The 22,189-nt window shown below is 60.0% G+C and carries 25 protein-coding genes; 11 read left to right on the top strand and 14 right to left on the bottom strand.

Going from position 1 to position 22,189, the window contains the following annotated elements:
- Positions 1-10 precede the first annotated feature (10 nt).
- Together QCBJ_RS06170 and dhaL are read left to right on the top strand one after the other, a co-directional pair.
- A complete protein-coding gene (locus QCBJ_RS06170) occupies positions 11-1,012 on the top strand; it encodes a dihydroxyacetone kinase subunit DhaK (RefSeq protein WP_102060318.1) in 1,002 nt (333 codons plus the stop codon).
- Between the two features lie 3 nt (positions 1,013-1,015).
- A complete protein-coding gene (gene dhaL, locus QCBJ_RS06175) occupies positions 1,016-1,660 on the top strand; it encodes a dihydroxyacetone kinase subunit DhaL (RefSeq protein ID WP_102060319.1) in 645 nt (214 codons plus the stop codon).
- A gap of 210 nt (positions 1,661-1,870) precedes the next feature.
- Here the strand turns inward: dhaL and sohB are convergent, their stop codons facing one another.
- Positions 1,871-2,896, bottom strand: coding sequence for a protease SohB (sohB, locus tag QCBJ_RS06185; protein WP_012723814.1), 1,026 nt, complete (start codon positions 2,894-2,896; stop codon positions 1,871-1,873).
- A 195-nt stretch (positions 2,897-3,091) separates the two neighbouring features.
- Between sohB and QCBJ_RS06190 the strand changes: the two genes are divergently transcribed.
- Positions 3,092-3,802, top strand: coding sequence for a histidine phosphatase family protein (locus QCBJ_RS06190; RefSeq protein ID WP_012723813.1), 711 nt, complete (start codon positions 3,092-3,094; stop codon positions 3,800-3,802).
- 56 nt (positions 3,803-3,858) lie between these two features.
- Positions 3,859-4,173: an SCP2 sterol-binding domain-containing protein gene (locus tag QCBJ_RS06195; protein ID WP_093545272.1), complete on the top strand. Its 315-nt coding sequence runs from the start codon at positions 3,859-3,861 to the stop codon at positions 4,171-4,173.
- Positions 4,174-4,230: 57 nt separating this feature from the next.
- Here the strand turns inward: QCBJ_RS06195 and QCBJ_RS06200 are convergent, their stop codons facing one another.
- From QCBJ_RS06200 to QCBJ_RS06215, 4 genes are read right to left on the bottom strand one after another with little or no spacing between them, the layout of a single operon-like run.
- Positions 4,231-4,719, bottom strand: coding sequence for a periplasmic heavy metal sensor (locus tag QCBJ_RS06200; RefSeq protein WP_046034055.1), 489 nt, complete (start codon positions 4,717-4,719; stop codon positions 4,231-4,233).
- Entirely contained in the window at positions 4,716-5,147 is a 432-nt protein-coding gene (locus tag QCBJ_RS06205) for a hypothetical protein (protein ID WP_102060320.1), read from the bottom strand. The genes QCBJ_RS06200 and QCBJ_RS06205 overlap by 4 nt, the downstream gene beginning before the upstream one ends.
- Positions 5,144-5,722, bottom strand: a complete 579-nt coding sequence (locus QCBJ_RS06210) for an RNA polymerase sigma factor (RefSeq protein ID WP_012723809.1) — start codon at positions 5,720-5,722, stop codon at positions 5,144-5,146. The genes QCBJ_RS06205 and QCBJ_RS06210 overlap by 4 nt, the downstream gene beginning before the upstream one ends.
- A gap of 20 nt (positions 5,723-5,742) precedes the next feature.
- Positions 5,743-6,054 (bottom strand): YXWGXW repeat-containing protein, encoded by a 312-nt coding sequence (locus tag QCBJ_RS06215; protein WP_102060321.1) that lies wholly within the window; start codon positions 6,052-6,054, stop codon positions 5,743-5,745.
- A 211-nt stretch (positions 6,055-6,265) separates the two neighbouring features.
- Here QCBJ_RS06215 and QCBJ_RS30170 point away from each other — a divergent pair, with 211 nt between their 5' ends.
- Complete coding sequence (locus tag QCBJ_RS30170) at positions 6,266-6,406, top strand: hypothetical protein (protein ID WP_163825752.1); 141 nt, start codon at positions 6,266-6,268, stop codon at positions 6,404-6,406.
- Here the strand turns inward: QCBJ_RS30170 and QCBJ_RS06220 are convergent.
- Positions 6,403-6,540, bottom strand: coding sequence for a hypothetical protein (locus QCBJ_RS06220; RefSeq protein ID WP_279615285.1), 138 nt, complete (start codon positions 6,538-6,540; stop codon positions 6,403-6,405). The genes QCBJ_RS30170 and QCBJ_RS06220 overlap by 4 nt on opposite strands.
- A 103-nt stretch (positions 6,541-6,643) precedes the next feature.
- On the opposite strand from QCBJ_RS06220, the gene QCBJ_RS06225 reads away from it, so the two are divergent.
- Entirely contained in the window at positions 6,644-7,588 is a 945-nt protein-coding gene (locus tag QCBJ_RS06225; RefSeq protein WP_043205241.1) for a diguanylate cyclase, read from the top strand.
- Positions 7,589-7,854: 266 nt separating this feature from the next.
- On the opposite strand, the gene QCBJ_RS06230 is transcribed toward QCBJ_RS06225, so the two are convergent.
- From QCBJ_RS06230 to QCBJ_RS06250, 5 genes are all read right to left on the bottom strand, one after another.
- Positions 7,855-8,115, bottom strand: coding sequence for a hypothetical protein (locus tag QCBJ_RS06230; protein ID WP_102060323.1), 261 nt, complete (start codon positions 8,113-8,115; stop codon positions 7,855-7,857).
- Positions 8,116-8,119: 4 nt separating this feature from the next.
- A complete protein-coding gene (locus tag QCBJ_RS06235) occupies positions 8,120-8,566 on the bottom strand; it encodes a GNAT family N-acetyltransferase (protein WP_102060324.1) in 447 nt (148 codons plus the stop codon).
- A 77-nt stretch (positions 8,567-8,643) separates the two neighbouring features.
- Positions 8,644-9,552 carry an AraC family transcriptional regulator gene (locus QCBJ_RS06240; protein ID WP_012723803.1) on the bottom strand — a complete coding sequence of 303 codons (909 nt, stop codon included), beginning with the start codon at positions 9,550-9,552 and terminating at the stop codon, positions 8,644-8,646.
- A 36-nt stretch (positions 9,553-9,588) separates the two neighbouring features.
- Positions 9,589-10,284, bottom strand: a complete 696-nt coding sequence (locus QCBJ_RS06245) for a fumarylacetoacetate hydrolase family protein (protein ID WP_102060325.1) — start codon at positions 10,282-10,284, stop codon at positions 9,589-9,591.
- 66 nt (positions 10,285-10,350) lie between these two features.
- Entirely contained in the window at positions 10,351-11,403 is a 1,053-nt protein-coding gene (locus tag QCBJ_RS06250) for an AbrB family transcriptional regulator (protein ID WP_102060326.1), read from the bottom strand.
- A 109-nt stretch (positions 11,404-11,512) separates the two neighbouring features.
- On the opposite strand from QCBJ_RS06250, the gene QCBJ_RS06255 reads away from it, so the two are divergent.
- On the top strand, positions 11,513-12,412 hold the full coding sequence (locus tag QCBJ_RS06255) for a LysR family transcriptional regulator (RefSeq protein WP_102060327.1): 900 nt from the start codon (positions 11,513-11,515) through the stop codon (positions 12,410-12,412).
- A 4-nt stretch (positions 12,413-12,416) separates the two neighbouring features.
- Here QCBJ_RS06255 and QCBJ_RS06260 read toward each other — a convergent pair whose 3' ends face one another.
- Positions 12,417-12,746, bottom strand: coding sequence for a hypothetical protein (locus tag QCBJ_RS06260; RefSeq protein WP_043206222.1), 330 nt, complete (start codon positions 12,744-12,746; stop codon positions 12,417-12,419).
- A 91-nt stretch (positions 12,747-12,837) separates the two neighbouring features.
- The gene (locus QCBJ_RS06265; RefSeq protein WP_102060328.1) at positions 12,838-15,339 is read right to left on the bottom strand and encodes a TonB-dependent siderophore receptor; all 2,502 of its coding nucleotides are present in this window, start codon (positions 15,337-15,339) and stop codon (positions 12,838-12,840) included.
- 253 nt (positions 15,340-15,592) lie between these two features.
- On the opposite strand from QCBJ_RS06265, the gene QCBJ_RS06270 reads away from it, so the two are divergent.
- The 3 genes from QCBJ_RS06270 to QCBJ_RS06280 are packed head-to-tail and all read left to right on the top strand — an operon-like array spanning position 15,593 to position 21,255.
- Positions 15,593-20,338 (top strand): RHS repeat-associated core domain-containing protein, encoded by a 4,746-nt coding sequence (locus tag QCBJ_RS06270; RefSeq protein WP_102060329.1) that lies wholly within the window; start codon positions 15,593-15,595, stop codon positions 20,336-20,338.
- A 6-nt stretch (positions 20,339-20,344) separates the two neighbouring features.
- Positions 20,345-20,704 (top strand): hypothetical protein, encoded by a 360-nt coding sequence (locus tag QCBJ_RS06275; RefSeq protein WP_102060330.1) that lies wholly within the window; start codon positions 20,345-20,347, stop codon positions 20,702-20,704.
- Between the two features lie 47 nt (positions 20,705-20,751).
- A complete protein-coding gene (locus tag QCBJ_RS06280) occupies positions 20,752-21,255 on the top strand; it encodes a hypothetical protein (RefSeq protein WP_256581461.1) in 504 nt (167 codons plus the stop codon).
- Here QCBJ_RS06280 and QCBJ_RS06285 read toward each other — a convergent pair.
- On the bottom strand, positions 21,198-21,635 hold the full coding sequence (locus QCBJ_RS06285; protein ID WP_078048046.1) for a DUF3995 domain-containing protein: 438 nt from the start codon (positions 21,633-21,635) through the stop codon (positions 21,198-21,200). The genes QCBJ_RS06280 and QCBJ_RS06285 overlap by 58 nt on opposite strands.
- A 93-nt stretch (positions 21,636-21,728) precedes the next feature.
- Here QCBJ_RS06285 and QCBJ_RS06290 point away from each other — a divergent pair, with 93 nt between their 5' ends.
- The gene (locus QCBJ_RS06290) at positions 21,729-22,118 is read left to right on the top strand and encodes a DUF2946 domain-containing protein (protein WP_102060331.1); all 390 of its coding nucleotides are present in this window, start codon (positions 21,729-21,731) and stop codon (positions 22,116-22,118) included.
- Positions 22,119-22,189 lie beyond the last annotated feature (71 nt).

The following is a 22,189-nucleotide window of genomic DNA, read 5'->3' on the forward strand; positions in this document are numbered from 1 at the left end:
AACCCGCGTTATGAATCGAGTCATCAACGATCCGGACCACGTGGTCGAGGACATGCTGCGCGGTATTCTGGTCGCGCACCCCGAGTTGCGCCAATACGAGACCAACCCACGGGTCATCACCCAAGCCACGCCGCCTGCGCCCGGCCGTGTGGGCATTGTGACCGGCGGCGGTTCGGGCCATGAACCGGCCTTCCTCGGCTACGTCGGCCCAGGCCTGGTGGATGCCGTGGCCGTCGGCGAGATCTTTTCCTCACCCACCGCCAAGAGCTTCTTCGACGCCTTCCGCGCCGCCGACCAGGGCGCAGGCGTGGCCTGCCTCTACGGCAACTACGCCGGCGACAATATGAACGTGAAACTGGCGGTGAAAATGGCCGCCAGCAAAGACATGCGCATCCGCACGGTGGTCGCCAACGATGACGTCGCGTCCGCGCCCAAGGCCGAGAGTGCCAAGCGTCGTGGCGTGGCCGGGGAAATCTTCATGTGGAAGCTCGGCGGCGCCGCGGCCGCCCAGCACTACAACCTCGACGACGTGATTCGGGTCGCGCAAAAGACCGTCGACCACTGCCGCTCGATTGGTATCGGCCTGACGCCCTGCACCATCGCGGCGGTGGGCAAGCCGAACTTCCAGATCCCCGATGGCCAGATGGAGCTTGGCATCGGCCATCATGGCGAACCGGGCATTGAGGTGATCCCGATTGAGCCCGCCGCCGCCATGGCCGAACGCATGCTGGCGCCGATCCTGGCCGACCGCGACTTCAGCCAGGACGACAGCGTGGTGGTGCTGGTCTCGGGCCTCGGTGCCACGCCGATCATGGAGCTGTATATCTTCTATGCCGAGGTCGAAACACAGCTCAAGGCCAAAGGCTTGAAGATTCACCGCTGCTATGTCGGCAACTACTTTACGTCCCTGGAAATGATGGGCGTGACCCTGACCCTGCTCGGCCTCGACGCGGAGCTTACAACCCTGATCGACCAACCCTGCCGCTCCATCGGCATGACCCAGGCGGAGTGAACCATGAGCCAGCATTTTTCCACCCGTGACGGCAGCGCCATCGTCGCCGACCTGGTCAGCGTGATCGTGGCCAACCGTGAGTACCTCAGCGAGGTCGACGGCGCCATTGGCGATGGCGACCACGGCATCAACATGGCCAAGGGTTTCGCCCATTGCGGGCGCACGATCGAAGGCCGTCAGCTGACCTTGGCCGAAGCACTGGATGAGTTGACCCTCAGCTTGATGGAAGGTATCGGCGGCTCCATGGGCCCGCTCTATGGCAGCCTGTTTATCGGCATGGCCGATGAAGTGCGCGGCAGCGACAACATCGACGCCGCGACGTTTGCGCACTTGCTGCGCGGGGGCTTGACCTCGCTGCAGGACATTACCGAAGCGGGCGTCGGCGACAAGTGTCTGATGGACACCCTGATCCCGGCGGTGGAGGCGTTTGAGCAGGCACGGGCATCCGGCGCCTCCTTCAGTGATGCTCTGGAATCAATGAAACGCGCTGCGTCCCAGGGACGAGATTCAACGAAAGATCTGGTGGCGAAGATTGGTCGAGCCAGTCGGCTCGGCGAGCGGTCGCTGGGGGTGCTGGATGCGGGGGCGGTGTCGTGCTGCCTGATCCTGACGCGGTTGGCCGACTCGATACAGCCCAGGTTGGCGTAGCCGACTTCTTTTGAGCGTACAGAGCAACCTGTAGTGAGCGGGCTTGCCCCGCGCTGGGCTGCGAAGCGGCCCTAAACCCTACTACCGCGGTTTGTCTGAAAGCGCGCGGTGACTGGATGGGGGCTGCTTCGCAGCCCAGCGCGGGGCAAGCCCGCTCACTACAGTGGTAGCTATCGTTAGAAAGAGATCATCTGCATTCTGGCAATCGGATTACCAGAACCGTTGCTGGGTCAGCCGGCTCCACCACGTCAGCAATACCCGGTCTACCGAGCCACTGGCCGCCAGGCCTACGCGCTCCTGCAAGCTCTTGCGCTCGGCATAGTGCAGGTGGAAAACCTCGGCGGTCTTGGCCTTGGTGGCCAGGTATTCGTCGCTGGTTTGCAGCTCGTCGACCAGTTGCTTGTCGAGGGCTGCAACACCCAACCACACTTCCCCGGTCGCTACGTCATCGATGGCCAACTGCGGGCGGTAACGCGAGACGAAGTTCTTGAACAGCTGGTGAGTGATGTCCAGGTCTTCCTGGAACTTCTCGCGGCCTTTCTCGGTGTTTTCGCCAAACACCGTGAGGGTGCGTTTGTACTCGCCGGCCGTCAGGACTTCAAAGTCGATATCGTGCTTCTTCAGCAGGCGGTTGACGTTGGGCAACTGCGCCACCACGCCAATCGAGCCGAGGATGGCAAACGGGGCGCTGATGATCTTCTCGCCGATGCACGCCATCATGTAGCCGCCGCTGGCCGCGACCTTGTCGATGCACACGGTCAAGGGCACACCGGCCTGACGGATACGCGCCAGTTGCGACGAGGCCAAGCCATAGCTGTGGACCATGCCGCCGCCGCTTTCCAGGCGCAGCACCACTTCGTCCTTGGGCGTGGCCAGGCTCAGTAAGGCGGTAATTTCATGACGCAGGCTCTCGGTGGCCGAGGCCTTGATATCGCCGTCGAAATCCAGCACAAACACCCGAGGCTTGGCGTCGGCTTTGTGCTTGCCCTTCTTCTTTTCGGCTTTGCCTTCGGACTTGCGCAGGGCCTTGAGCTGGTCCTTGTCGAGCAGGCTCGACTCCAGGCGCTCACGCAGGCCCTTGTAGAAATCATTGAGTTTGCTGACCTGCAATTGGCCGGCGGACTTGCGACGGCCCTTGCTGCGCAGCGCGGCAAAGCTGATCAATACCACCAGAATAGCGACCACCAGGGTGACGGTCTTCGCCAGAAAGCTCGCGTATTCGGCCAAAAAATCCATAGTTCTCCTTACAAGTGCGGTGCGCCGGGCGCGGATTGCCCCAGCATACCGACGGCATCGCGTTCGGGCCAGTGATCAAACAGCCAGCAACCCAGCGCTCTAACGCGCTTTTAAAACAAGCGTATGTTTTTTCATTGACAGCTCGCAGGCATCCTCATAACCTCGCCTGACTTTCAACGTACCGGGAAAACGGACGTGGGCAGCATCTATCTGATTCGACATGGCCAGGCCTCCTTCGGTGCAGACGACTACGACGTCCTGTCGCCCGTCGGCGTGGAGCAGGCGCAAGTGCTCGGTCGCCACCTGGCGGACATGGGCCTGGTCTTCGACCGCTGCGTGGCCGGCGACCTGCGCCGCCAGCAGCACACCGCCACCGCCGCCTTCGATCAGTACCACGCCCTCGGCCTGCCGGTGCCGGCCCTGGAAACCGATAGCGCGTTCAACGAATTCGATGCAGAAGCGATCATCCGCGCCCTGCTGCCCGACCTGCTCAGCACCGAACCCGAGGCCCTGGAGATCCTGCGCAATGCCGCGCAGAACCGCAGCGAATTCCAGCGCATCTTCGCCCTGATCATTGACCGCTGGCTGGCCGGCACCTATGACCCACCTGGGTTGGAGAGCTGGTTGGGCTTTGTGGAGCGCGTCCAAGGTGGCCTGCAACGCATTCTGGAAGCGGCGGACAACTCGCAGAAGATCGCAGTGTTCACCTCCGGTGGCACCATCACCGCCCTGCTCCACCTGATTACCCGAATGCCCGCGGCCCAGGCCTTCGAACTGAACTGGCAAATTGTTAACACCTCGCTCAACCAGCTGAAATTCCGTGGTCGCGAGGTGGCACTGGCTTCCTTCAACAGTCATACCCACTTGCAACTGTTGAAGGCGCCGCAGCTCATCACGTTCCGATGAACTGCGGCCAACCGTGACCCCAAGGTCACTGGACTCCACCCTAAAGGATCGAAACCATGACTGACGTAGCCAAAGCTGTAGAAGCAATGAAAGCCAAATTCAACCCAAGCGCTGCCGAAGGCTTGGACCTGGTGTTCGGTTTCCGTATCGACGACACCAAGAACTTTTCTCTGGTCGTCAAAGACAAGACCTGTGAACTGCACGAAGGCGAGAACCCGGACGCCCAAGTGACCCTGGTCATGGACAGCGCAACCCTGGAAGGCATCGTCGACGGCTCCACCGACGGCATGCAGGCCTTCATGGGCGGCAAGCTGCGCACCGAAGGCGACATGATGCTGGCGATGAAGCTGAGCGAGCTGTTCCCTTCCTGATTCACGGGCCACCCTGAATCCTGATCCCGCCCTTACAGGCGGGATTTTTTTTGCCCGTCATCTCGAATTCAACACCGGCTTATTGAGCTTTTCTCCAGGTTTACCCTGCCCGCGCAAGTACAACGCCTCCACCAGTTTCTGCCGTTCATCCTGGGGCAAGGTGCTGGCGAACTGCGCCAAGGTCGTGTCCACCAACGCACGAAGTGCCATATCCGCTTCGCGGGCCTTGGCCAATTCGGTGACCAGCACGTCTCGGTCCAGCGTCGGCGCTTCCAGTTGCTTGATCACCCCCAGGCGCGCCGCACGCCCGGCCATGATCAACGGCTGGCTGTCAGCACTGTTGTGGCGCAACAGTTGGCGCAACTCCCTGCGCCGCTCCGGCGGCAACTTGATCATGGCCTGACGCAAGCCATGCTGGTTGACCACCATGTCGGCAGGCTTGGCGCCGGCCATCCAGTGGTACAGGCCACCGCCCACCCCGCCGATCAAAAACACATTGAGCAAGACCGAAACAAGCAACCACGGTTTCAGGGATTGGGCGGTCATTGCTCGGTTTCCTCGGCGTTGACGGTAAAGATGACTTGCGCATCACCCTGATCGAAGACGCTGGGCAGCACCTCGGAGGACAGCATCGGCAGCGGCACGCTCATGGACGCCACCAGCATGCCGGTGACGACCCCGGCGATGCCCACGCCCACCAGGCCCGCAGGTGACAGCCAAGCCGCATAGCGCGACCAGAACGACACACGGCGCGGCGCTGACTGACGGATCTGCCGGGCCAGGGCCGGGTCAGCCAATACCGCTTGATGGCTGTCCAGTTGGGCGTCCAGCCAGCCCGCCTGTTCCAGGGCTTCGCGGGCGCTGGGATTCGCGCTGTCGAGCAGCGCCTGGGCCGCGTCTTGCTCGGCCGCAGGCCAACGCTGTAAGTCGGCCCCATAGGCGTCGGCCAGATAAGCAAATCGTTCGGGTGTCATGATGTTCCCCTTCCTGGGCGGGCAAGCCCGGGTGTGTCGGCAAGTTGACTGCGCAACTGGCGTCGGGCCCGCGACAGCAGGCTCTCCAGTGCCTCGACGCTGATATTCATCAGGGCCGCGGCGTCGATGTTCGACAGCTCCTGGTAGTACTGCAACACAATGGCTTCGCGCTGACGCTCGGGCAATGCGGCCAGGGCAGCGGCCATGCGGGCGTTGCGCTCAGTGGTCTCCAGCTGTTCATCCAGCGGCGGCGCGCTGTCTGCAAGCGCCAGCGTGTCCGCCTCGGCCAGCGGGCGCTCCTTGCGCCGACGCAAACGGTCATGGCACAGGTTGAGCGCCACCCGGTGCAACCAGGTGTCGAAGCGCGCTTCGCCACTGCGCCAACTGGCCGCATGACGCCAGATGCGCAGGAAGCTTTCCTGGGCCACGTCCCTGGCTTCGTCGGCATCCCCCAGGATCCGGCCGGCAAGCGCCAGCAGACGCGGCAGTTTGCGCGTCACCATTTCGTTGACGGCCGCAGGTTCGTTGTTCCCGATACGCGCCAGCAGTTCAACGTCCGGATCAGTGTCTTTCAATCGGGCAGTTCTCTAAGACTTCAGCGGATCCAATGCCCTTCACGCCAGTACCAGTTGGGGCCATGCGCTTCCCAATGGCCCGGTTCCCAACGCGCATTGCGCATGACCGGCTGCCAGTGCCCCGGCACCCAAGCGTAACCGCGCCCTTCCCAGCGCCAGTGCCCACGGTCCCAGGCGTAACCCGGACGCTCCACGGGGATCACTTCCACGCGTGCCGGCGGCGGCGCCTGGCGGATGATGATGTCGGTCTGGGCAAACACCGGGGTGCTGATACACGCGGCGAGGGCCAGCGGAGCAAGCAAGGCAAAACGCAATTTGGCCAGGGGTCTCATGGCAACTCCTTCATGCAACGCGCGAAAGTGCAGGTCGCTGATGGGTTGAACGGCGGGTACGAAATAATCCGTCGCACAACGCGCGGATTATTGACGGGCAGTATTGCCCAGAGGATGGCGGGGCTTGATGAAATGTTTGAAAGCTTCGCGACGGATTTATGCAGGTGGCAGCGTTGAAGGATTAACGCTGATCAACCCGAGAGGAAACACCATGTACCGCCGACTTTCCATGCTGGTTGCCGCATTGCTGATCGTCAGCCTCAGCGGCTGTGTGATCGTGCCGGAACACCGCCATTGCTGCTGGCGTTATTACGGCGCGCTCGACACGCCGTCCCACACCGTCAACGGCTAGCTGACCGCCGCAAACCCACGGCGCCCGGCCTTGATCTCGGTGCGCAACTCGCCAATCAGGTTTGAGATGGAACGGATGCTGTCCAAACCCTTGGGGGACACGCCCGTCAGCAACAGCTCGACCCGACCGGACACCGGTTCAAAGATACCTCCCGTCTGCTGCGTCGGTGAGCACTTGACTCCACGCGCCGATCAAAAGACGCTCTTGGCTTTTGGCCATCATTGTGAGCAGCCCACCATGAGCATCGACCCTCCGAGCCAGCCCGACAGCGATGTGTACAAGACCTTGCTGGAGTCGACCAAGGCCATCCCCTGGCGCATCGATTGGCAGACGATGACCTTCAGCTACATCGGCCCGCAGATCGAGACATTACTCGGCTGGACCCCGCAAAGCTGGGTCAGCGTGGACGATTGGGTCGAGCGCATGCACCCGGACGACCGCGAATACGTGGTGAATTTCTGCGTATCGCAATCTCGCGCCGGGGTGGACCATGAGGCGGATTACCGGGCGCTGACCGTGAACGGCGACTACGTGTGGATTCGTGACGTGGTGCATGTGGTGCGTAAGGACGGTGAGGTCGAGGCGCTGATCGGTTTTATGTTCGATATCAGTGAGCGCAAGAAAACCGAAGAGCACTTGGTGCGCCTGCAAAAACAACTCGAGGAATATTCCTACCAGGATGGCCTGACCGGCATCGCCAACCGGCGCATGTTCGATACCGTGCTGGAACGGGAATGGGCCAGCGCCCAACGCAGCCAGCTACCCCTGTCGTTGATCATTCTGGATATCGATTTTTTCAAGCAGTACAACGACCACTACGGCCACATCAAGGGCGATGAGTGCTTGCGCCACGTCGCGCACACCCTGTCCAAGGCAGCCAACCGGCCACGGGATTTCATTGCGCGTATCGGCGGCGAAGAATTTGTGTGGCTGCTGCCGGAAACCGATGCCGCGTCGGCCAGGCAAGTCGCGCAACGCTGCCTGCATCTGATCCGCCAGCAGCAGATCGAGCATGGTTTTTCGGCGGTCTCGAACCTGCTGACCTTGAGCCTCGGCGTCGGCACTCGCCTGGTAAAACCTGAGAGTCCGATGCTGGTGTTTGTCGAAGAGGTCGACAAGTTGCTGTACCAGGCCAAACGTAACGGGCGGATGCGTGCGGAGTTCAGCAACGCGGAAGTTTGACGTCGAGGCCAAATTTCAGGCAAAAAAAATCCCAAGTAGCTGATGGAAACTTGGGATTTAAAAATGCATAAACCGTGGGAGGTGAACGCCCGGCTATAGTACCGACTGTAAAAAGCCGTAACAAGATTATTTTATTCCTTTCGTCGGATTAAAAGCGCCGTAAGTCGTTCAATAACCACACCTTTTTTAAGGTACCCAGGCATATAAGTGCCACTTTTTGGTGCAACTAGCGCCTATATTTCCACTTATAAAAAAGGGTTATTGGATTAACGCGGTGTGGCACTTTTCGGTGTGTGCCCGATCAACTGCTCGCATGTGTCTCGGGTTTCAAGAGTATTAGACAACACCAAACGCGCCACACTTTCCACCTGCCTGCACAGTGCCAGGCGCTCATTGGCGGCTTCCCGTTCGCGGTCCACGTCGGCGTTGAGCCGGACGAAATAGATACCCAGCAACACCGCGACGCAGAGTACTGCGACGATGAAGTAGCGAAAGCTATTGGAGGACGGCAGCTCGGGTGCGTTCATGAGCTTACGGCGCCCTGCTCTTCTCGTAACGTACGTCGTCGCCCTCGACCTGCCCCGTCACCGCCCAGCCGAGGCGCCGATAAAACCCGTTGGCACGGACGTGGTCGCGCCCGTCGGTAATCAAAAACAGCGTGGCATGGTGTTCAAACAACGCGGCTTCGGCCACCGCCATGAGTTGACGTCCCAGGCCCAGGTTCTCGTGGGTCGGCAACACGAACAGCGCAAATACCTCGCCCGTGGCCAGGTCGACCATGCTGAAGGCGGCCGGCTGGCCATTCACTTCAGCGATCCATGCGCAGGGCGCGGCGCGGATGCTATCGGCCAGCCCCTGCGGGGTAATGCCCAAACCGGCCATCTGCGCGACGCTCAAGTGGTTTTGCACCACTGAAGTACGAATAGTGAACAGCGTATCGACATCGTCCTGTGTCGCCGCCCGGATCGTTGCTTGCATACTGGCCTCCCTGATGAAGGTCGCAATTGTATGCAAATACAAACACAGCGATTGTCGTGGATTTGTAAACCTGTGGCCTACACCGCATCCCCCTGCTGTTGGCGACGAAACTGCCCCGGCGCCAACCCATGGGCCTTACGGAAACAACGGGAAAAATACGCCTCATCGGTAAACCCGCAACGGTGCGCGATGGGGCCAATCAGTTGCGCACTGTTGAGCAACAACGTGCGCGCCAACTGCATGCGCCGGTCGAGCACCAGGTGCGAGAAAGGTTTACCGGTTTCCTTGCGCAACAGGTGGGTGAGGTAGTTGGGTGACAGGAACGCAGCGGCGGCCGTGTCGGTCAGGTTGAGGGTCGGCTCATGCAGGTGCTCGCGAATGTACCCCTGCACACGCGCCAATGCATCCTTGCGCCCACGTCGCGTGGCATTGTTGGCGGCCAGGGCTTGCAAGGGCTCGGCGTACTGCTCACACACCAGGCCGACCAGTTGAAACAGGTAGCCCTTGAGGCGCTCGCGCGCGCCGAAGGTACGGTGAGCGTCGAGCTCGCGCATGTGCGTGAGCCAGGTTTGCACATGAGTGAAGGCCGCATCATCGAGGATGAAGTCCAGCTGTTCCTGGAAGCGAAACGGCGACAACTCGGGGGCCTGGCCGATGGGGATGTCTTCCAGGTCCAGGGGATCGCAAGTCAGTTGCGGCAGGAAAAACGCCTGGCTGAAGTTGATCAGCATGAACTCGCCGTCCTCGGGATGGGGAATCACATGCAACCGGTGAGGCAGGATAAACGCCAGCGCCTTGCGCGGAAACGGCCGCACCGCGCCGCCGATGTGCTGCACGGTGTCGCCGCCCAGGTTGATCTGGATCTGGAAATACTCATGGCGATGAGGATGGGTGAGCGCCGCCCTCGCGCGTTTGTCGCGGATGTAAAAGTCGGGGCGGTCGCTGCGCTGTTCCATGCCGTAAGTGGTGACGCGGGTGCCTGGCATAAGGGTCTCTCGGGTGGCCTGGGCCCCACTTTAGCCTCAACGTTGGCGGAGGGTGAAACGTAACTCGCCGATGCCGTCGATGCCGGCGGTGACCACATCGCCTGGCTGCAACGCGCCAACGCCGGCGGGCGTGCCGGTGAAGATCAGGTCGCCGGCCTTGAGCGCGACAGCGTGGGAGGCATGGCTGATCACTTCACTGACAGACCAGATCTGGTCAGCCAGATCGCCCACCTGGCGTTGTTCGCCATTGACCTGGAGCCAGATTCTGCCGCTGGACGGGTGCCCTACCGCACTCACCGGTTGCAGTGCGGTGCTTGGCGCGGACTCATCAAACGCCTTGGCCCATTCCCACGGACGCGAGAGCTTTTTCGCCTGAGCTTGCAGGTCGCGACGGGTCAGGTCGATGCCGACACCGTACCCCCAGATGTGGGAAAACGCCTGTTCCGGGCTGATGTTCACGCCATCTTTGCCGATGGCCACCACCAGTTCCACTTCGTGGTGCAGGTCGGCGGTCAGCGGCGGATAAGCGATCACGCCTTCGGCCGGCACCACGGCGTCCGCCGGTTTCATGAAGAAGAATGGCGGCTCACGGTCCGGGTCATGCCCCATCTCACGCGCGTGCTCGCTGTAGTTGCGGCCCACACAGAACACCCGGCGCAGCGGGAAGCGCGCCGCACTGCCCTGTACCGCGAGGGATGGGGTTGGGGTGGGTGTCAATACGTAGTCAGTCATCGCCTGTTCCTCTTCATTTACCTGACCCCAGTATGGCGAGGAGCGCCAAGGCGAAGTTGGACAGGCTTACGCAGATTTTGCACTGACCGGTGCTTGCACCTGCTTCTCCGGGTTCAGCAGGCGATAGAGTGGCAAGCACGCCGCCTGGATCAGCAGCATGCGGATCACCTGCATCGCCGTCACCAGCGTCACGGCCAGGCCCAGGGCCTCGGCGGTGAGGCTCATTTCCGGTGCGCTGCCGGGCATCATGCCCAGGGCCAGCGACAACCACGGCATGCCCAACCCGGCGCCGAGCGCCCAGGCAGCCAACGCTGTGGTGATCACCGAAGCGGTCAATAACAGCAGCACCTTGGCCAGCAGACCCGGCGCACGACGGAAGAAACTGCGGTCAAACACGACGCCCAATGCACAGCCGATCAGCAACTGCCCGCTGCCGCTGAGCCAGCCCGGCATGCTCATCGACAAGTTATTGCAGCCCACCCCCACCGCGCAGATCAGGAACGGCCCGAACGTCCACGGGTTGGGCAGCTTGCATTGCTTGAAACCCAGGGCCGCCAGCCAGCCCATCGCCAGGATGAAGATCAGCCATGGCCAGATCACCGGCAATGGCGCAGGCGCAGCCACCGCGGGCAGGCCGAAGGTGGCAACGGCAGGAACCGTCAGCAGGATCAACAGCAACCGGATGCTGTGGGCGGCCGCGATGAATGCAGTATCCGCCTGCCGTTGGCGACCCAGGTGCACCATCTCGCTGGAATTGGCGGGCATCAAGGCGAAGAACGCCGTGCTGAAGGGCACGCCCCAGCGATGCAGGATCAGCACCGAACAGAACGCCAGCAACAGCGTCAGCAACACGGCCGTGACGATCAGCCCAAGGTGGGCCGCCACCTGCTGCATCACCGGCAACGCGAAATGACAGCCGATGGCGACCGCCACGATGAGTTGCCCGACGTGGCGCCCATGGGGAATCTCCGGCACCCGGCCACCGGCGCAGCGAGTCAGCATCACGGCCACCAGCGAGCCAATCACCCACGGCAATGGCCACCCCGCCCAACTGGCAAGGCTACCGCCCAGGGCGCCGACGATCAGGGTGACAAGCCAATAGGCGCGAAAGTTGGGCATCGTGTGGCACTCGGCATGGAGAAGAATGCCGACAGGTTATAGACTTGCCCTCATCACAGAAAATATCCATTTGTGAAGCCACTCATCACACTTTGTTATGCGAGCCCGTATGAACCTGAAAGCGTTGGAGTACTGCGTCGAAATCGCCCGTCAAGGCAGCTTCACCAAGGCGGCCCAGGCGTTGCACGTGGCACAACCGGCGCTGAGCATGGCGGTGAGTCGCCTGGAAGAGGAGCTGGGCGTAGCCCTGTTCAACCGTGCCACGCGGCAGATCAGCGTGACGGCCGAGGGGCAATTGTTCCTGGCGCGTGCCGAGGCGTGCCTTGAAGGGTTGGCCGGTGCCCGGCGTGAATTGCAGGACCTGACCCAGTTGCACAGCGGCGAGATCCGCGTCGGCGTGCCGCCGATGTATGGCATCCGTCATATTCCCGAATTGCTGATGCAATTTCGCGCCCGCTACCCCGGCATCGCCATGCATGTGGTGGAAGGCAGCGCCGATGACATCAGCAATCGCCTGGCCACGCGGGACATCGATGTGGCGCTACTGGAGTCGCGGCGGGTCGATCCGGATTGGGAGTCGGTGTTGCTCGGCAGTGACGAAATGGTGTTGTGCATGCATGCGCAGCACCCACTGGCGGCAGCGTCGTCCATCCCGGCCGCGCGCTTGCAGGACGAGCCGATGCTGGTGTTCGACAACACCTTCCTGCAGCGCCATCTGCTGGACGCCTTTTGCAGCGCGGCTCGGGTTCGGTTCAGCATTGCCCTGGAGAGTAATTTCGTGCCGCTGGTGATTACCGCCACCCGCAGCGGAATGGGCATATCCACCCTGCTGCGTTCAGTGCAGGAGCAGGAACCCGGGCTCGCGGGTGTTTCTTTCGAGCCCGCGCAGTTCATGCACTTCAACCTGTGCTGGCGCGCCAACGAGTACCTGTCCCAGGCCAATCAGCGATTTATTGAAACGGCAAAGGCGTATTTCCAGGACGATGAGCGCTCACCGTTGTCGGGCTAAGTGGTCACTTACGCGCGACTTTATAGCGCACGCAATCCTGGTAGAAGCCCTGGCGAATCGCCTCAGGCTTGAGCCGCGAGCGGCTGTCGTAGGTTTGTTCGGTGATGCCCATGGCCATCATGCGCATCCACGATTTATTGAATTTCATGGATTGGATCTTCTGCCGCGCCGCATACAGCGACACCCCGGACAACTTGAGCTCCTGGGCCCTGGCGGCGGTGCCGGCGCCCCAACTGCACATGTACTTGTCACCTTCGCGCAGCTCCCGTGCCTGCACGGCAGCCGCGCCGCCGGCCAGGGAGCAGGCGATCAGCATGATTCCAACAGTGCGCATTTGCATCCCCACCTAACCACCTGAAAATAAAAGCGATTCTGGCGAGGATTTTGTTACAAGGGGGCCATTAAAGTGCCTTATTTGCCCCTCATCACCATTGGTAAGTCGCACTTGCCTGCACGGTGCGCTGCGAGCCATACCAGCACCACGAGTAGGAATAGCAGGACGCGACATACTCTTTATTCGCCAGGTTGGTGGCGTTGAGGGCCAAACGCAGGTTGTCCTTGAGGTGGGTAATGTTCGGGATGTCGTAGTGCACCGCTGCGTCAAACAGGGTATAGCCCGGCACTTTGAGGGTGTTGGCGGTATCGCCCCAAGACGAACCGACATACCGCGCGCCTGCGCCAACGCCGAAGCCTTTGAGCTGGCCGTCGTGGAAGGTGTAGTCGGCCCACGCGGAGGCGGTGTGGCGCGGCACGCCGTACGTGGTGGTGCCTTCGGCAGCGATGGCCGGGCCTACGCCGATGTCGCTGATAGGCGCATAACGTACGGTGTTGTTGGACTTACTGAGGCGGTTGTCCAGGTAAGCATAGGCGGCGGTGATGTCCAGGTTATCGTTGAGGCTGGCCTTGCCTTCCAGTTCAAAGCCACGCGATTGCACTTCGCCGTCCTGGCTCTGGCAACGCCCGGTGCCACACAGGTGAGTGGGGTCCGGGTCGGTGGTCAGCACGTTGGTCTGGCGCAGGTCGAAAATAGCTGCAGTGATAAAGCTGTTGCTGCCCGGCGGCTGGTACTTGATGCCGATTTCATACTGCTTGCCTTCGGTCGGCTTGAACACCGAACCGCCGTAACCGGTACCCGATTGCGGGTTGAACGACTCCGCGTAGCTGGCATACGGCGCCAGGCCGTTATCGAAGAGGTAAACCAGGCCGATACGGCCGGTGAACGCCTTGCTGTCCAGCGACGACTTGCTCTTGGCACCGCTGCTGAGGGTCTGCGTGCTGTTATCGGTGCTGGCCCAGTCATACCGACCGCCCAGCAGCAACACCCATTTGTCCCACTTCATCTGCTCTTGCAGATACGCACCGGTCTGTTCGCTGCGCGAGGTGCCATCGGTGGTGTAAGCCGGCACCGGGACCGCCGCGCCATACACCGGATTGAAAATATCCAGGGTCGGGCCTGCGGTGTAGACGCCTGACCCGGACAGGGTGTCGGTGCTGGTGTTCTGGTAGTCGAGCCCCATCAACAAGGTGTGCTGCAGCGGGCCGGTGTCGAATTTGGCCTGCAACTGGTTGTCGAGAGTGTAGGCATCCATGTTGACATCGCTGGCGATGGTCGAACGGCGAATGGTGCGGTAATCCGTCTGCAGGTAGTTGCTGTAGAGGCTGCGATACTGGCCTTCGCTGCGCAGGTAGCGCGCATTCTGGCGTACCGTCCACACGTCATCGAAGTGATGCTCGAACGCCCAGCCAATGGAGTAGTACTCGCGGTCGCTTTTCTCGAAGTTCTTTTCGCCATCGTAGAAATCCACATCGATGCTGCGCCCGGTCGGGCTATGCAGCACCGAGCCCCAGGCCGGCACCGAACCGTAGGAGGCGCCTTTGGGGTCCTTCTGGAAATGCCCGAGCAGGGTCAGCGAGGTGGCGTCGTCCGGGCGCCAGGTGAAGGCGCTGGACAATGACTGACGGCGCGTCTCGGTGTGCTCTACCTGGCCATCCGCATCGTCGAAAAGCCCGGCGACACGGTAGGAATACACACCCTGATCGTCCAGCGGACCACTCAAGTCGAAGGTGGTGCGCTTCTTGTTAAAGGTGCCGTATTCCACACCCACTTCGTGAAACGGCGTGTCCAGCGGGCGTTTGCTGACCATGTTGATCACCCCGCTCGGCGTGCCCTGCCCGTACAACACCGACGCCGGGCCGCGCAGCACTTCCACACGCTCCAGGTCAAAGGCGTCTTTCTGCGGCAAGGCGTCACGGCTCGATGGCATGCGCAGGCCATCCAGGTAGGTGGCCGGGGAGAAACCGCGGATGGTCAACTGGTCGAGACGCGACGCGGTGGCGCCACGGGTTTCCGGGATGACGGCGGCGCTGTAGCGCAGGATCTGGTTGAGGCTCTCGGCGTTTTGCGCACGCATCTGGTCTTTGGTGACGATGGAAATCGACTGCGGGGTTTCGATCAGCGCGGTATCGGTCTTGGTGCCCGACACGCTGCGCGTGGCCACATAGCCGGACACCGGCCCGGTCGGGCTTTCGCTCTGGTAGGCACCGCTGATGGTGGTGGCCTGCAGCTCCATGGCGCCGCCGCTCTCCGGGATGGCTTCCAGACGGTAGCGATCAGCGGAGATCTTCAACGCTTGCAAACCGCTGCCGGTGAGCAACTGGTTCAGCGCCACATCGGTGTCGTATGGACCGCTCAATCCCTTGCTGCGTTTGCCCCGGGTCAAGCTTGCATCGAATGCCAGTACCAACCCCGCCTGCTCGGCCAGGCTATTGAGCGCCTGGCTCAAGTCACCGGCAGGAATCGAGAAACTGCGCACGGTGTTACTGCTCTCTTCGGCGAAGGAGGACTGGACGGTGAGCAACGGCACGGCGACAAAAGCCATCGCCACTGACAGGGCCAGTGGATGCAAGGGACGAGCGAGACGCGACATGGGAAATCCTGCGTAAGGGAGGTTCTATTAACCATGACGGCCATGTCGGGAAATCGGGCAAGGATGAGAGCGATTTTTATTTGAGACGTGCGAATGCAATCAGGTTTATCGCTTTTTTGTGTAGCCGTTTAGCTGGGTTTCTCGCGGATTTTCCCGCTGTGTAGTAGGCCTTTTCTGAATTTCTCAACCGTTCATCCAGCCGCTTTTTGCTGCGGCATGCTCCGACGCCTTGCCCTGTGTCGAGACGTCACGGATGACCCACGCTTCCCACATTGCCCTGATCGAACATGAACTGGACGGCTTTCATCAAAGCCTGGTGATTTATCGCCAGCAGATGGGCGCGTGGTATTCGCGTGCGCTGGACGCCGTGAGCCATGGGCTGGACATGCCGTCGTTGTTGGGGATGGACCGGGTGTTGCGGCTGGGGGATGCGCAGCAATCGGTGAGCCTTTCCGATGCTGACTTTTCGACCGTGACCCGCTGCCCGGTGGGCGGCGAGCTGAAGATCGAGAGCTTGTTCGAGTCGGTGTATGACGTGCCGATTGGCAATATCCCGGTCGAGGTCATCGGGCTGGATGATGGCAGCTCCACCGTGATCATGCTGGATGAACAGGGTAAGGGCTCGCACCACTGCGCGGCGGGCGAGCGCTATCAGGTGCGGGTGCAAGGCGGGGTGTCCGAGGAACAGGTCGACGCGCTGTTTGCCTCTTACGCCGGGCTGACCGGGGATCTGGAGCGGTGGCTTCGGGAGCAGTGGTCTGGCTTCAAACCGCACTGGGAACGCTCAACCGCCAGTGCAATTGGCAGCGGCCTGTTGGCGGGCAGTTGGGCGGCGATTCGTGATGTGTGGGACAGCATCAAGCTGGTGCAGGCGATTCTTGAAGACCCGCTGAAGTACGTCGAGCAGTTGGGCACCGAAGCGACCAAGTTGGCGCAGATCGCCACCGATGCGCCCAAGGTCATGGAACAGGCCATGTTGCTGGCCAGTGACGAGGCAGCGCTGTACCTGATGTTGCGCACGGCGATGATCTGGTTGGATGCATTGCCACCCAGTGAAATAGCGAACGTGGCGGCTGGGTTTGTGGTGTCGCTGCTGATCGACTTGGTGATTGGCGTGGTGTTGACCATCGCCTTGCCGGCGGCGGGTGTGGCGTATTTGAGTCTGCGGTTGGTCAAGTATGGGGCGCAGATTCTTGATGCAGCGGTGAGCTTTGTTAAGGGTCTTTTGGCGATTCTGACGAAGTTCATGCAGGCCGTGGATCGCTATAAGGCAGTCGCGGTTCGCGGGGTGGTCGGCGCGCTCAAGCAAGGCACGATGCAGATGCGCTGGAAGGCGCGGCAGAACGCGGTGCTGAAGCAGAAAGAGCATGTGGATGATATGCCGGCTGCTGCTCGCAATCCCAACGGGGATGCGGCTGCCTCTTCCGACAAAACAGCCACTAACGGTTGCCCGGTGTCGATGGTCACCGGCGAGGAACTGCTGACGCTGACCGATGGGGCGTTGGACGGAATTTTGCCGTTTGAGTGGACGCGCTTGTACCGCACCAGTGCGGTGGAAATGGATTGTGGGTTGGGGTTTGGCTGGAGTCACTCGCTGGCGCATCGGTTGAGTGTTTCCGGTGATTCGGTGGTGTGGACGGATCATGAAAATAGGTCGACCACCCTGCCCTTGCCTACGGTTTCTCGGCCTGCGATTACCAATAGTTTGGCGGAAGCGGCGATCTACTTGGGGTCGTTGCCTGATGAACTGGTGCTGGCGCAGGCGTCACGGTTCTACCACTTTCGCGACGGTGTGCTGACGGCGATCAGCGATGCGTATGACAACCGGTTGCGCATTTCCCGCAATTATCTGGGGCAGATTGAGCGGCTGGATAACGGTGTCGGGCGTTCGTTGTTTTTGCGTTATGCGTCGGGGCGGATCGTGGCGGTGGATTATCAGATCCAGCGGGCCACGGGTCTTGAGCCTTTTGTCTGGGTGACGGAACAGAACGTTGTTTCCTACGCGTATGACGGTGCTGGGCAACTGGTTTCTGCGACTAACGCTGTCGGTGAAAGCGAGGTTTATCGGTACGACGAACAGCACGTCATTCTTGAGCGTGGTTTGGCCGGTGGGGCGAGTTTTTTTTGGGAGTGGGAACGGGCTGGTAAGGCGGCGCGGTGTGTGCGGCATTGGGCCAGTTTTTCGCAGATGGACACGCGGTATGCCTGGGATGACAACGGGCAGGTCACGGTGTTTAACGCCGATGGCAGCCAGGAAGTCTACGTGCATGACCAGCGGGCGCGGCTGGTGCAGCGGGTGGATCCGGACGGTGCCGAGCACTTTAAATCTTACGATGAAAAAGGCCGGTTGACGGTTGAGCAGGACCCGCTGGGAGCGGTGACGGCGTATCAGTACGACGAAGCCGGACGCTTGGTGGCGTTGTTTCCGGGGGAGGATGAGCCGACGACCTACGAGCATGACAACGGGTTCGTGCGGGTTGTAAGGCGTGGTGAAGCGGTTTGGAAGTATGAGCGGAATGATCAGGGCGATGTCATTCGCAGGACCGATCCTGACGGAAATTCGACTGCCTACAGCTACAACAAATACGGGCAACTGACGCAGGTTTGGTATCCGGACCACAGCTGTCAGAAGTTGGTTTGGAATGAGCGTGGGCAGTTGCTTGAAGAGCAGTTGCCGAATGGTGGGTTCAAGCGTTATCGCTATGACGACCTTGGCCGGCAGGTGGCCCGGGAGGATGAACATGGGGCGCTGACCCAGTATCTGTGGGATGCAGCAGGTCGCCTGGTAAAACTGACCAATCCCGGCTGTGATACGCGCCAATACAGCTACAACCCCTACGGAAAAATCACTTCCGAACGCGATGAACTGGGGAACGTCACCCGCTACGAATACGCCGACGGCCTGCACCTGATCAGCCGCCGCATCAATGCCGATGGCAGCCAGGTCAACTACCGCTACGACAACGTACGCTTGTTACTGACTGAAATCGAAAACGAGGTTGGCGAAACCTACAAGCTTGATTACCACGCCAACGGCCTGATCCAACAGGAGATCGGCTTTGACGGTCAGCGCACCGCTTACGTTTACGACCTCAACGGCAACCTTCAGGAAAAGACCGAACACGGCGATGACGGCAGTCAGCTGATTACCCGCTACGAGCGAGACCATGCCGGTCGACTCGTAAGAAAAATCCTGCCTGATGACAGCAAGGTTGATTACGCCTACGACCGCCAGGGCAACCTCCTAAGCGTCGAAGACGGCCACTGGGCCCTGGCCTACGAATACGACGTCCAAAACCGCCTCACCGCCGAACACCAAGGCTGGGGCACCCTGCGCTACGGCTACGACACCTGCGGCCAACTAACAAACCTGCGCCTGCCGGACAACAACCGCCTCACCTTCAACCACGACAAAGGCGGCCACCTGGCCACCGTCGAACTGAACGGCGAGATCCTCACTTCGCATCTCTACAAAGCCGGCCAGGAACACCAACGCCAACAAGGCCAACTGATCAGCCACTACCACTATGACGACCAGCAACGCTTGCACGCCAACGCCGTCACCCAGCAGGAATACACCCTCTACCAACGCCACTACGACTACGACAAATCCGGCAACCTCACCCGCCTGCTCGACACCCGCAAAGGCGAGCACCACTACCACTACGACCCACTAAGCCGCCTCACCCGCGCCGACCACTCCCAAGGCGAGCCAGAACGCTTCGGCCACGACCCCGCCGGCAACCTGCTCATGCAAGACCGTCCCGGCCCCGACATCGTCGCCGGCAACCGCCTGATGATCCAAGGCGACCACCATTACGACTACGACGCCTTCGGCAACCTCATCCGCGAACGCCGCGGCAAAGGCCACGCACTCGTCACCGAGTACCGCTACGACTGCCAGCATCGGCTGATCGGCATCACCCAACCTAGCGGCCAGACCGCCAGCTACCGCTACGACCCGTTTGGGCGGCGTATCAGCAAAACCGCCAACGACGTAACCACCGAGTTCTTCTGGCAAGGCGACAAACTGATCGCAGAGCACCACGCGGACCGTCACCGCAGCTACCTCTACGAACCGGACAGCTTTCGCCCGCTGGCGCTCCTGGAAGGCTTCGGCCCAAAAGAAACCAAGGTCTACCACTACCAACTTGACCACCTCGGCACCCCGCAGGAACTCACCGACACCGGCGGAGAAATTGTCTGGTCCGCGCACTACCGCGCGTACGGTGAAATCAGCCGTCTCGACATCGGAAAAGTCGACAACCCGCTGCGCTTCCAGGGCCAATACTTCGATCAAGAAAGCGGGCTGCACTACAACCGCCATCGCTACTACCATCCGGATATTGGTCGGTACCTGACGCCGGATCCGGTGAGGCTGGCGGGTGGGATCAATGCGTACCAGTACGTGCCCAATCCTACGGGGTGGGTTGATCCGTTAGGCTTAAGCTCATGTCCTGGCGGAGATGGTTGCAAGCCAAGCGCTACTGCTAAAAACTCTGCGCCAAGTCTTAATAATGGGGAGCCAGCTTTACCGCAACTGACGCGTGCTGAGCGCCAGGCAAGAGTTGATGAACTTGCTGAGGCTAACGCCTATAGACGCTTAGACGAGCTTGAGAAAGCAACTCCAGGAGCACATTTCCTAGAAAAGCACGGGGCACAAACAACACTCGAATCTCAGCTCGAACGATTGAATACCGCAAGGAATCCGACGACGGGAATTATTGAGCGCTACACATCAGGTCCAAAAACAGGGGAACCTAAATACCCCCCCGCTGCAACTCATTACCTCAGTCACAGGGATCAGTTAAACTCAATATACCGAGCTCAGCTCATTTTTAGAAGAAACGGACTCGCAGCATCATTACGACCAATGGATATGGGCAAGGTTGTTGGCGAAGGATATTCAAAAGATGGAATGGAATACAGCAAACAGCGTAAAGCAAGAGTGATACTGAACAATCAAGGCAAGCCAAAAACCGCATATACGGAGAAATGACTAAAAATGAAAAACAAACCTGACATGTCGATAATCCGCGGACTCTTGTTCACTTATGACATTGAAAATACGGATGACTTAGAGAGAGAGAGGCTTATCGCCTCAAAAAACATAAATAAAGAGCGAGAACTTATAGAGCTTTTTGACGAATTGACTAAGCCGGACTTTCTAGATTACACGAGGAGTGAGCAGGAGTGGTTCATCGCTTCTATCACACACTTTTTAGCCGCAAACGACAGTTTTGATGCAGTTTTTAAAAGCATGGCCACCTACTTCAGCGCACCTGTCATTGATCAGAAAAAATTCATGCAAGTACTATTGACTTGCTTAATACAATACCACAACACAACAAATTCGAAAAATTGAAAAATTAGCCCTCTTATAAACAGGCATACCCTAGTGCAGGCAGATATATGCAGTTGCAGACATTAGAAACCCTAATATCGGAATATCTGACCAAAGTGAATGATGCAACGCAATTACTCGAACGACGCTTCGGAACTAAAAACATTCTGCGGTTATGGCGTTCCAAGAAAATCCCCCAGCGAGGCTCTGTCACCGATGACGTGACCTACGAATTGCACGGTATTGGTTGCTGCGTTTACCTATCTGACCTATACATCGATTTTGATTACGGGCCTGATGATAGGGTCGACGGCTTTGACGTTTGGCGATTGTATATTTACGCATGTGAGCTACCGCGCAAATACAAAAAATATACAGACAAAAATTACCTAACACATGAATTCGACGAGTACCTGAAACTTGGAAAAGCCAAGAAAATCCCCGGTTCCATGTCCAACTTGTACTACATTCAACCTTTAATATTGAATGCACATCCTGACGAGCAATCAGGCCCTCACCCCCACGCCACCACCAACAACCCCACCCCCAACACCAAACACAATGGCGAATAAAAATACGTATCCAACCTCGCAAACCGCGACCCACCCACCTTCTTGAAAAACCCCACCAACTCCGAATCCCCAATCGCCCTTGCAAACATCACCACGGCAATCGCGCTGATCCCCCACTGCAGCGCACCATGGGACACCGCCGAGAAGTACAGCCCAGCCCGCAGGCACACCAACAGCGCAATCGCCACCAGCCCCATCGCCACGAGGAACGTCCCCAGCGCCGAGGGCTTGAACGCTGGCTTTGGGCCGCTGGCGAATTCGCCGGGCAGTTGGGGGATGGCGGCGAGGCTGCCGAGTTTGCCGCCGGCGGCCCAGTAGAGGTGGACCATGCTGATGCAGGTAAAAACGCCGACAATCCATCGTGCGACAACAAAGCTCATGGCTGGCTCTCCCTGAAAAGGTGCGAAACAGAATAGTCGCCCTGAGATTTTCTGCAGGCATTTCGTCGGCGGCTGATGGTAAAGTGCCGCCCCATGAAACTTGCCCGTGCCGATCGCTCGCTCATTGCCTGGATGCTTTACTGCTGCGTCCTGTTCAATGTGTTCGCCTGCAGCATCGGTCATGGGCAGATGGTCGGGATGCAGCTCAATGGCATCGGCGGTCAGTTTTGTACGGTGGACCCGCGCACCCAGGCGCCCACGCCGTCCAATGCCCCTGAAGAGAATTTGCCTACACTGTCCAAGGCGTTTGGTTGTCCGCTGTGTTCCACCGGCGGCATGGGCCCGGCGCTGAGTTCCAGCCTGAATGTGGCGGTGCTGCCACAGCCTCATGCCCCCCCGCCTGCCATCGTCCTGGCTGCTGACATCCCTGCCCGCTTCACCTGGCCCACGGCCCACCCGCGCGCGCCGCCTGCCTTCGCCTGAGTCCTTCGCTTTCTGATCTGCACTGAGCGCCGTTTCCGCAAGGAAATACGGATGGCTGTGCGTTGCTTTCA

The organism is Pseudomonas sp. QC2, from assembly GCF_002859085.1.
GTDB classification, from domain to species: Bacteria; Pseudomonadota; Gammaproteobacteria; order Pseudomonadales; family Pseudomonadaceae; genus Aquipseudomonas; species Aquipseudomonas petroselini.

Excerpts from the sequence above, each read along its gene's own strand:
- QCBJ_RS06170 (WP_102060318.1), top strand. The coding sequence starts at position 11 with ATGAATCGAGTCATCAACGATCCGGACCACGTGGTCGAGGACATGCTG.
- dhaL (WP_102060319.1), top strand. The coding sequence starts at position 1,016 with ATGAGCCAGCATTTTTCCACCCGTGACGGCAGCGCCATCGTCGCCGAC.
- sohB (WP_012723814.1), bottom strand. The coding sequence starts at position 2,896 with ATGGATTTTTTGGCCGAATACGCGAGCTTTCTGGCGAAGACCGTCACC.
- QCBJ_RS06195 (WP_093545272.1), top strand. The coding sequence starts at position 3,859 with ATGACTGACGTAGCCAAAGCTGTAGAAGCAATGAAAGCCAAATTCAAC.
- QCBJ_RS06200 (WP_046034055.1), bottom strand. The coding sequence starts at position 4,719 with ATGACCGCCCAATCCCTGAAACCGTGGTTGCTTGTTTCGGTCTTGCTC.
- QCBJ_RS06205 (WP_102060320.1), bottom strand. The coding sequence starts at position 5,147 with ATGACACCCGAACGATTTGCTTATCTGGCCGACGCCTATGGGGCCGAC.
- QCBJ_RS06215 (WP_102060321.1), bottom strand. The coding sequence starts at position 6,054 with ATGAGACCCCTGGCCAAATTGCGTTTTGCCTTGCTTGCTCCGCTGGCC.
- QCBJ_RS30170 (WP_163825752.1), top strand. The coding sequence starts at position 6,266 with ATGTACCGCCGACTTTCCATGCTGGTTGCCGCATTGCTGATCGTCAGC.
- QCBJ_RS06225 (WP_043205241.1), top strand. The coding sequence starts at position 6,644 with ATGAGCATCGACCCTCCGAGCCAGCCCGACAGCGATGTGTACAAGACC.
- QCBJ_RS06230 (WP_102060323.1), bottom strand. The coding sequence starts at position 8,115 with ATGAACGCACCCGAGCTGCCGTCCTCCAATAGCTTTCGCTACTTCATC.
- QCBJ_RS06235 (WP_102060324.1), bottom strand. The coding sequence starts at position 8,566 with ATGCAAGCAACGATCCGGGCGGCGACACAGGACGATGTCGATACGCTG.
- QCBJ_RS06240 (WP_012723803.1), bottom strand. The coding sequence starts at position 9,552 with ATGCCAGGCACCCGCGTCACCACTTACGGCATGGAACAGCGCAGCGAC.
- QCBJ_RS06245 (WP_102060325.1), bottom strand. The coding sequence starts at position 10,284 with ATGACTGACTACGTATTGACACCCACCCCAACCCCATCCCTCGCGGTA.
- QCBJ_RS06250 (WP_102060326.1), bottom strand. The coding sequence starts at position 11,403 with ATGCCCAACTTTCGCGCCTATTGGCTTGTCACCCTGATCGTCGGCGCC.
- QCBJ_RS06255 (WP_102060327.1), top strand. The coding sequence starts at position 11,513 with ATGAACCTGAAAGCGTTGGAGTACTGCGTCGAAATCGCCCGTCAAGGC.
- QCBJ_RS06260 (WP_043206222.1), bottom strand. The coding sequence starts at position 12,746 with ATGCGCACTGTTGGAATCATGCTGATCGCCTGCTCCCTGGCCGGCGGC.
- QCBJ_RS06265 (WP_102060328.1), bottom strand. The coding sequence starts at position 15,339 with ATGTCGCGTCTCGCTCGTCCCTTGCATCCACTGGCCCTGTCAGTGGCG.
- QCBJ_RS06270 (WP_102060329.1), top strand. The coding sequence starts at position 15,593 with ATGACCCACGCTTCCCACATTGCCCTGATCGAACATGAACTGGACGGC.
- QCBJ_RS06275 (WP_102060330.1), top strand. The coding sequence starts at position 20,345 with ATGAAAAACAAACCTGACATGTCGATAATCCGCGGACTCTTGTTCACT.
- QCBJ_RS06280 (WP_256581461.1), top strand. The coding sequence starts at position 20,752 with ATGCAGTTGCAGACATTAGAAACCCTAATATCGGAATATCTGACCAAA.
- QCBJ_RS06285 (WP_078048046.1), bottom strand. The coding sequence starts at position 21,635 with ATGAGCTTTGTTGTCGCACGATGGATTGTCGGCGTTTTTACCTGCATC.
- QCBJ_RS06290 (WP_102060331.1), top strand. The coding sequence starts at position 21,729 with ATGAAACTTGCCCGTGCCGATCGCTCGCTCATTGCCTGGATGCTTTAC.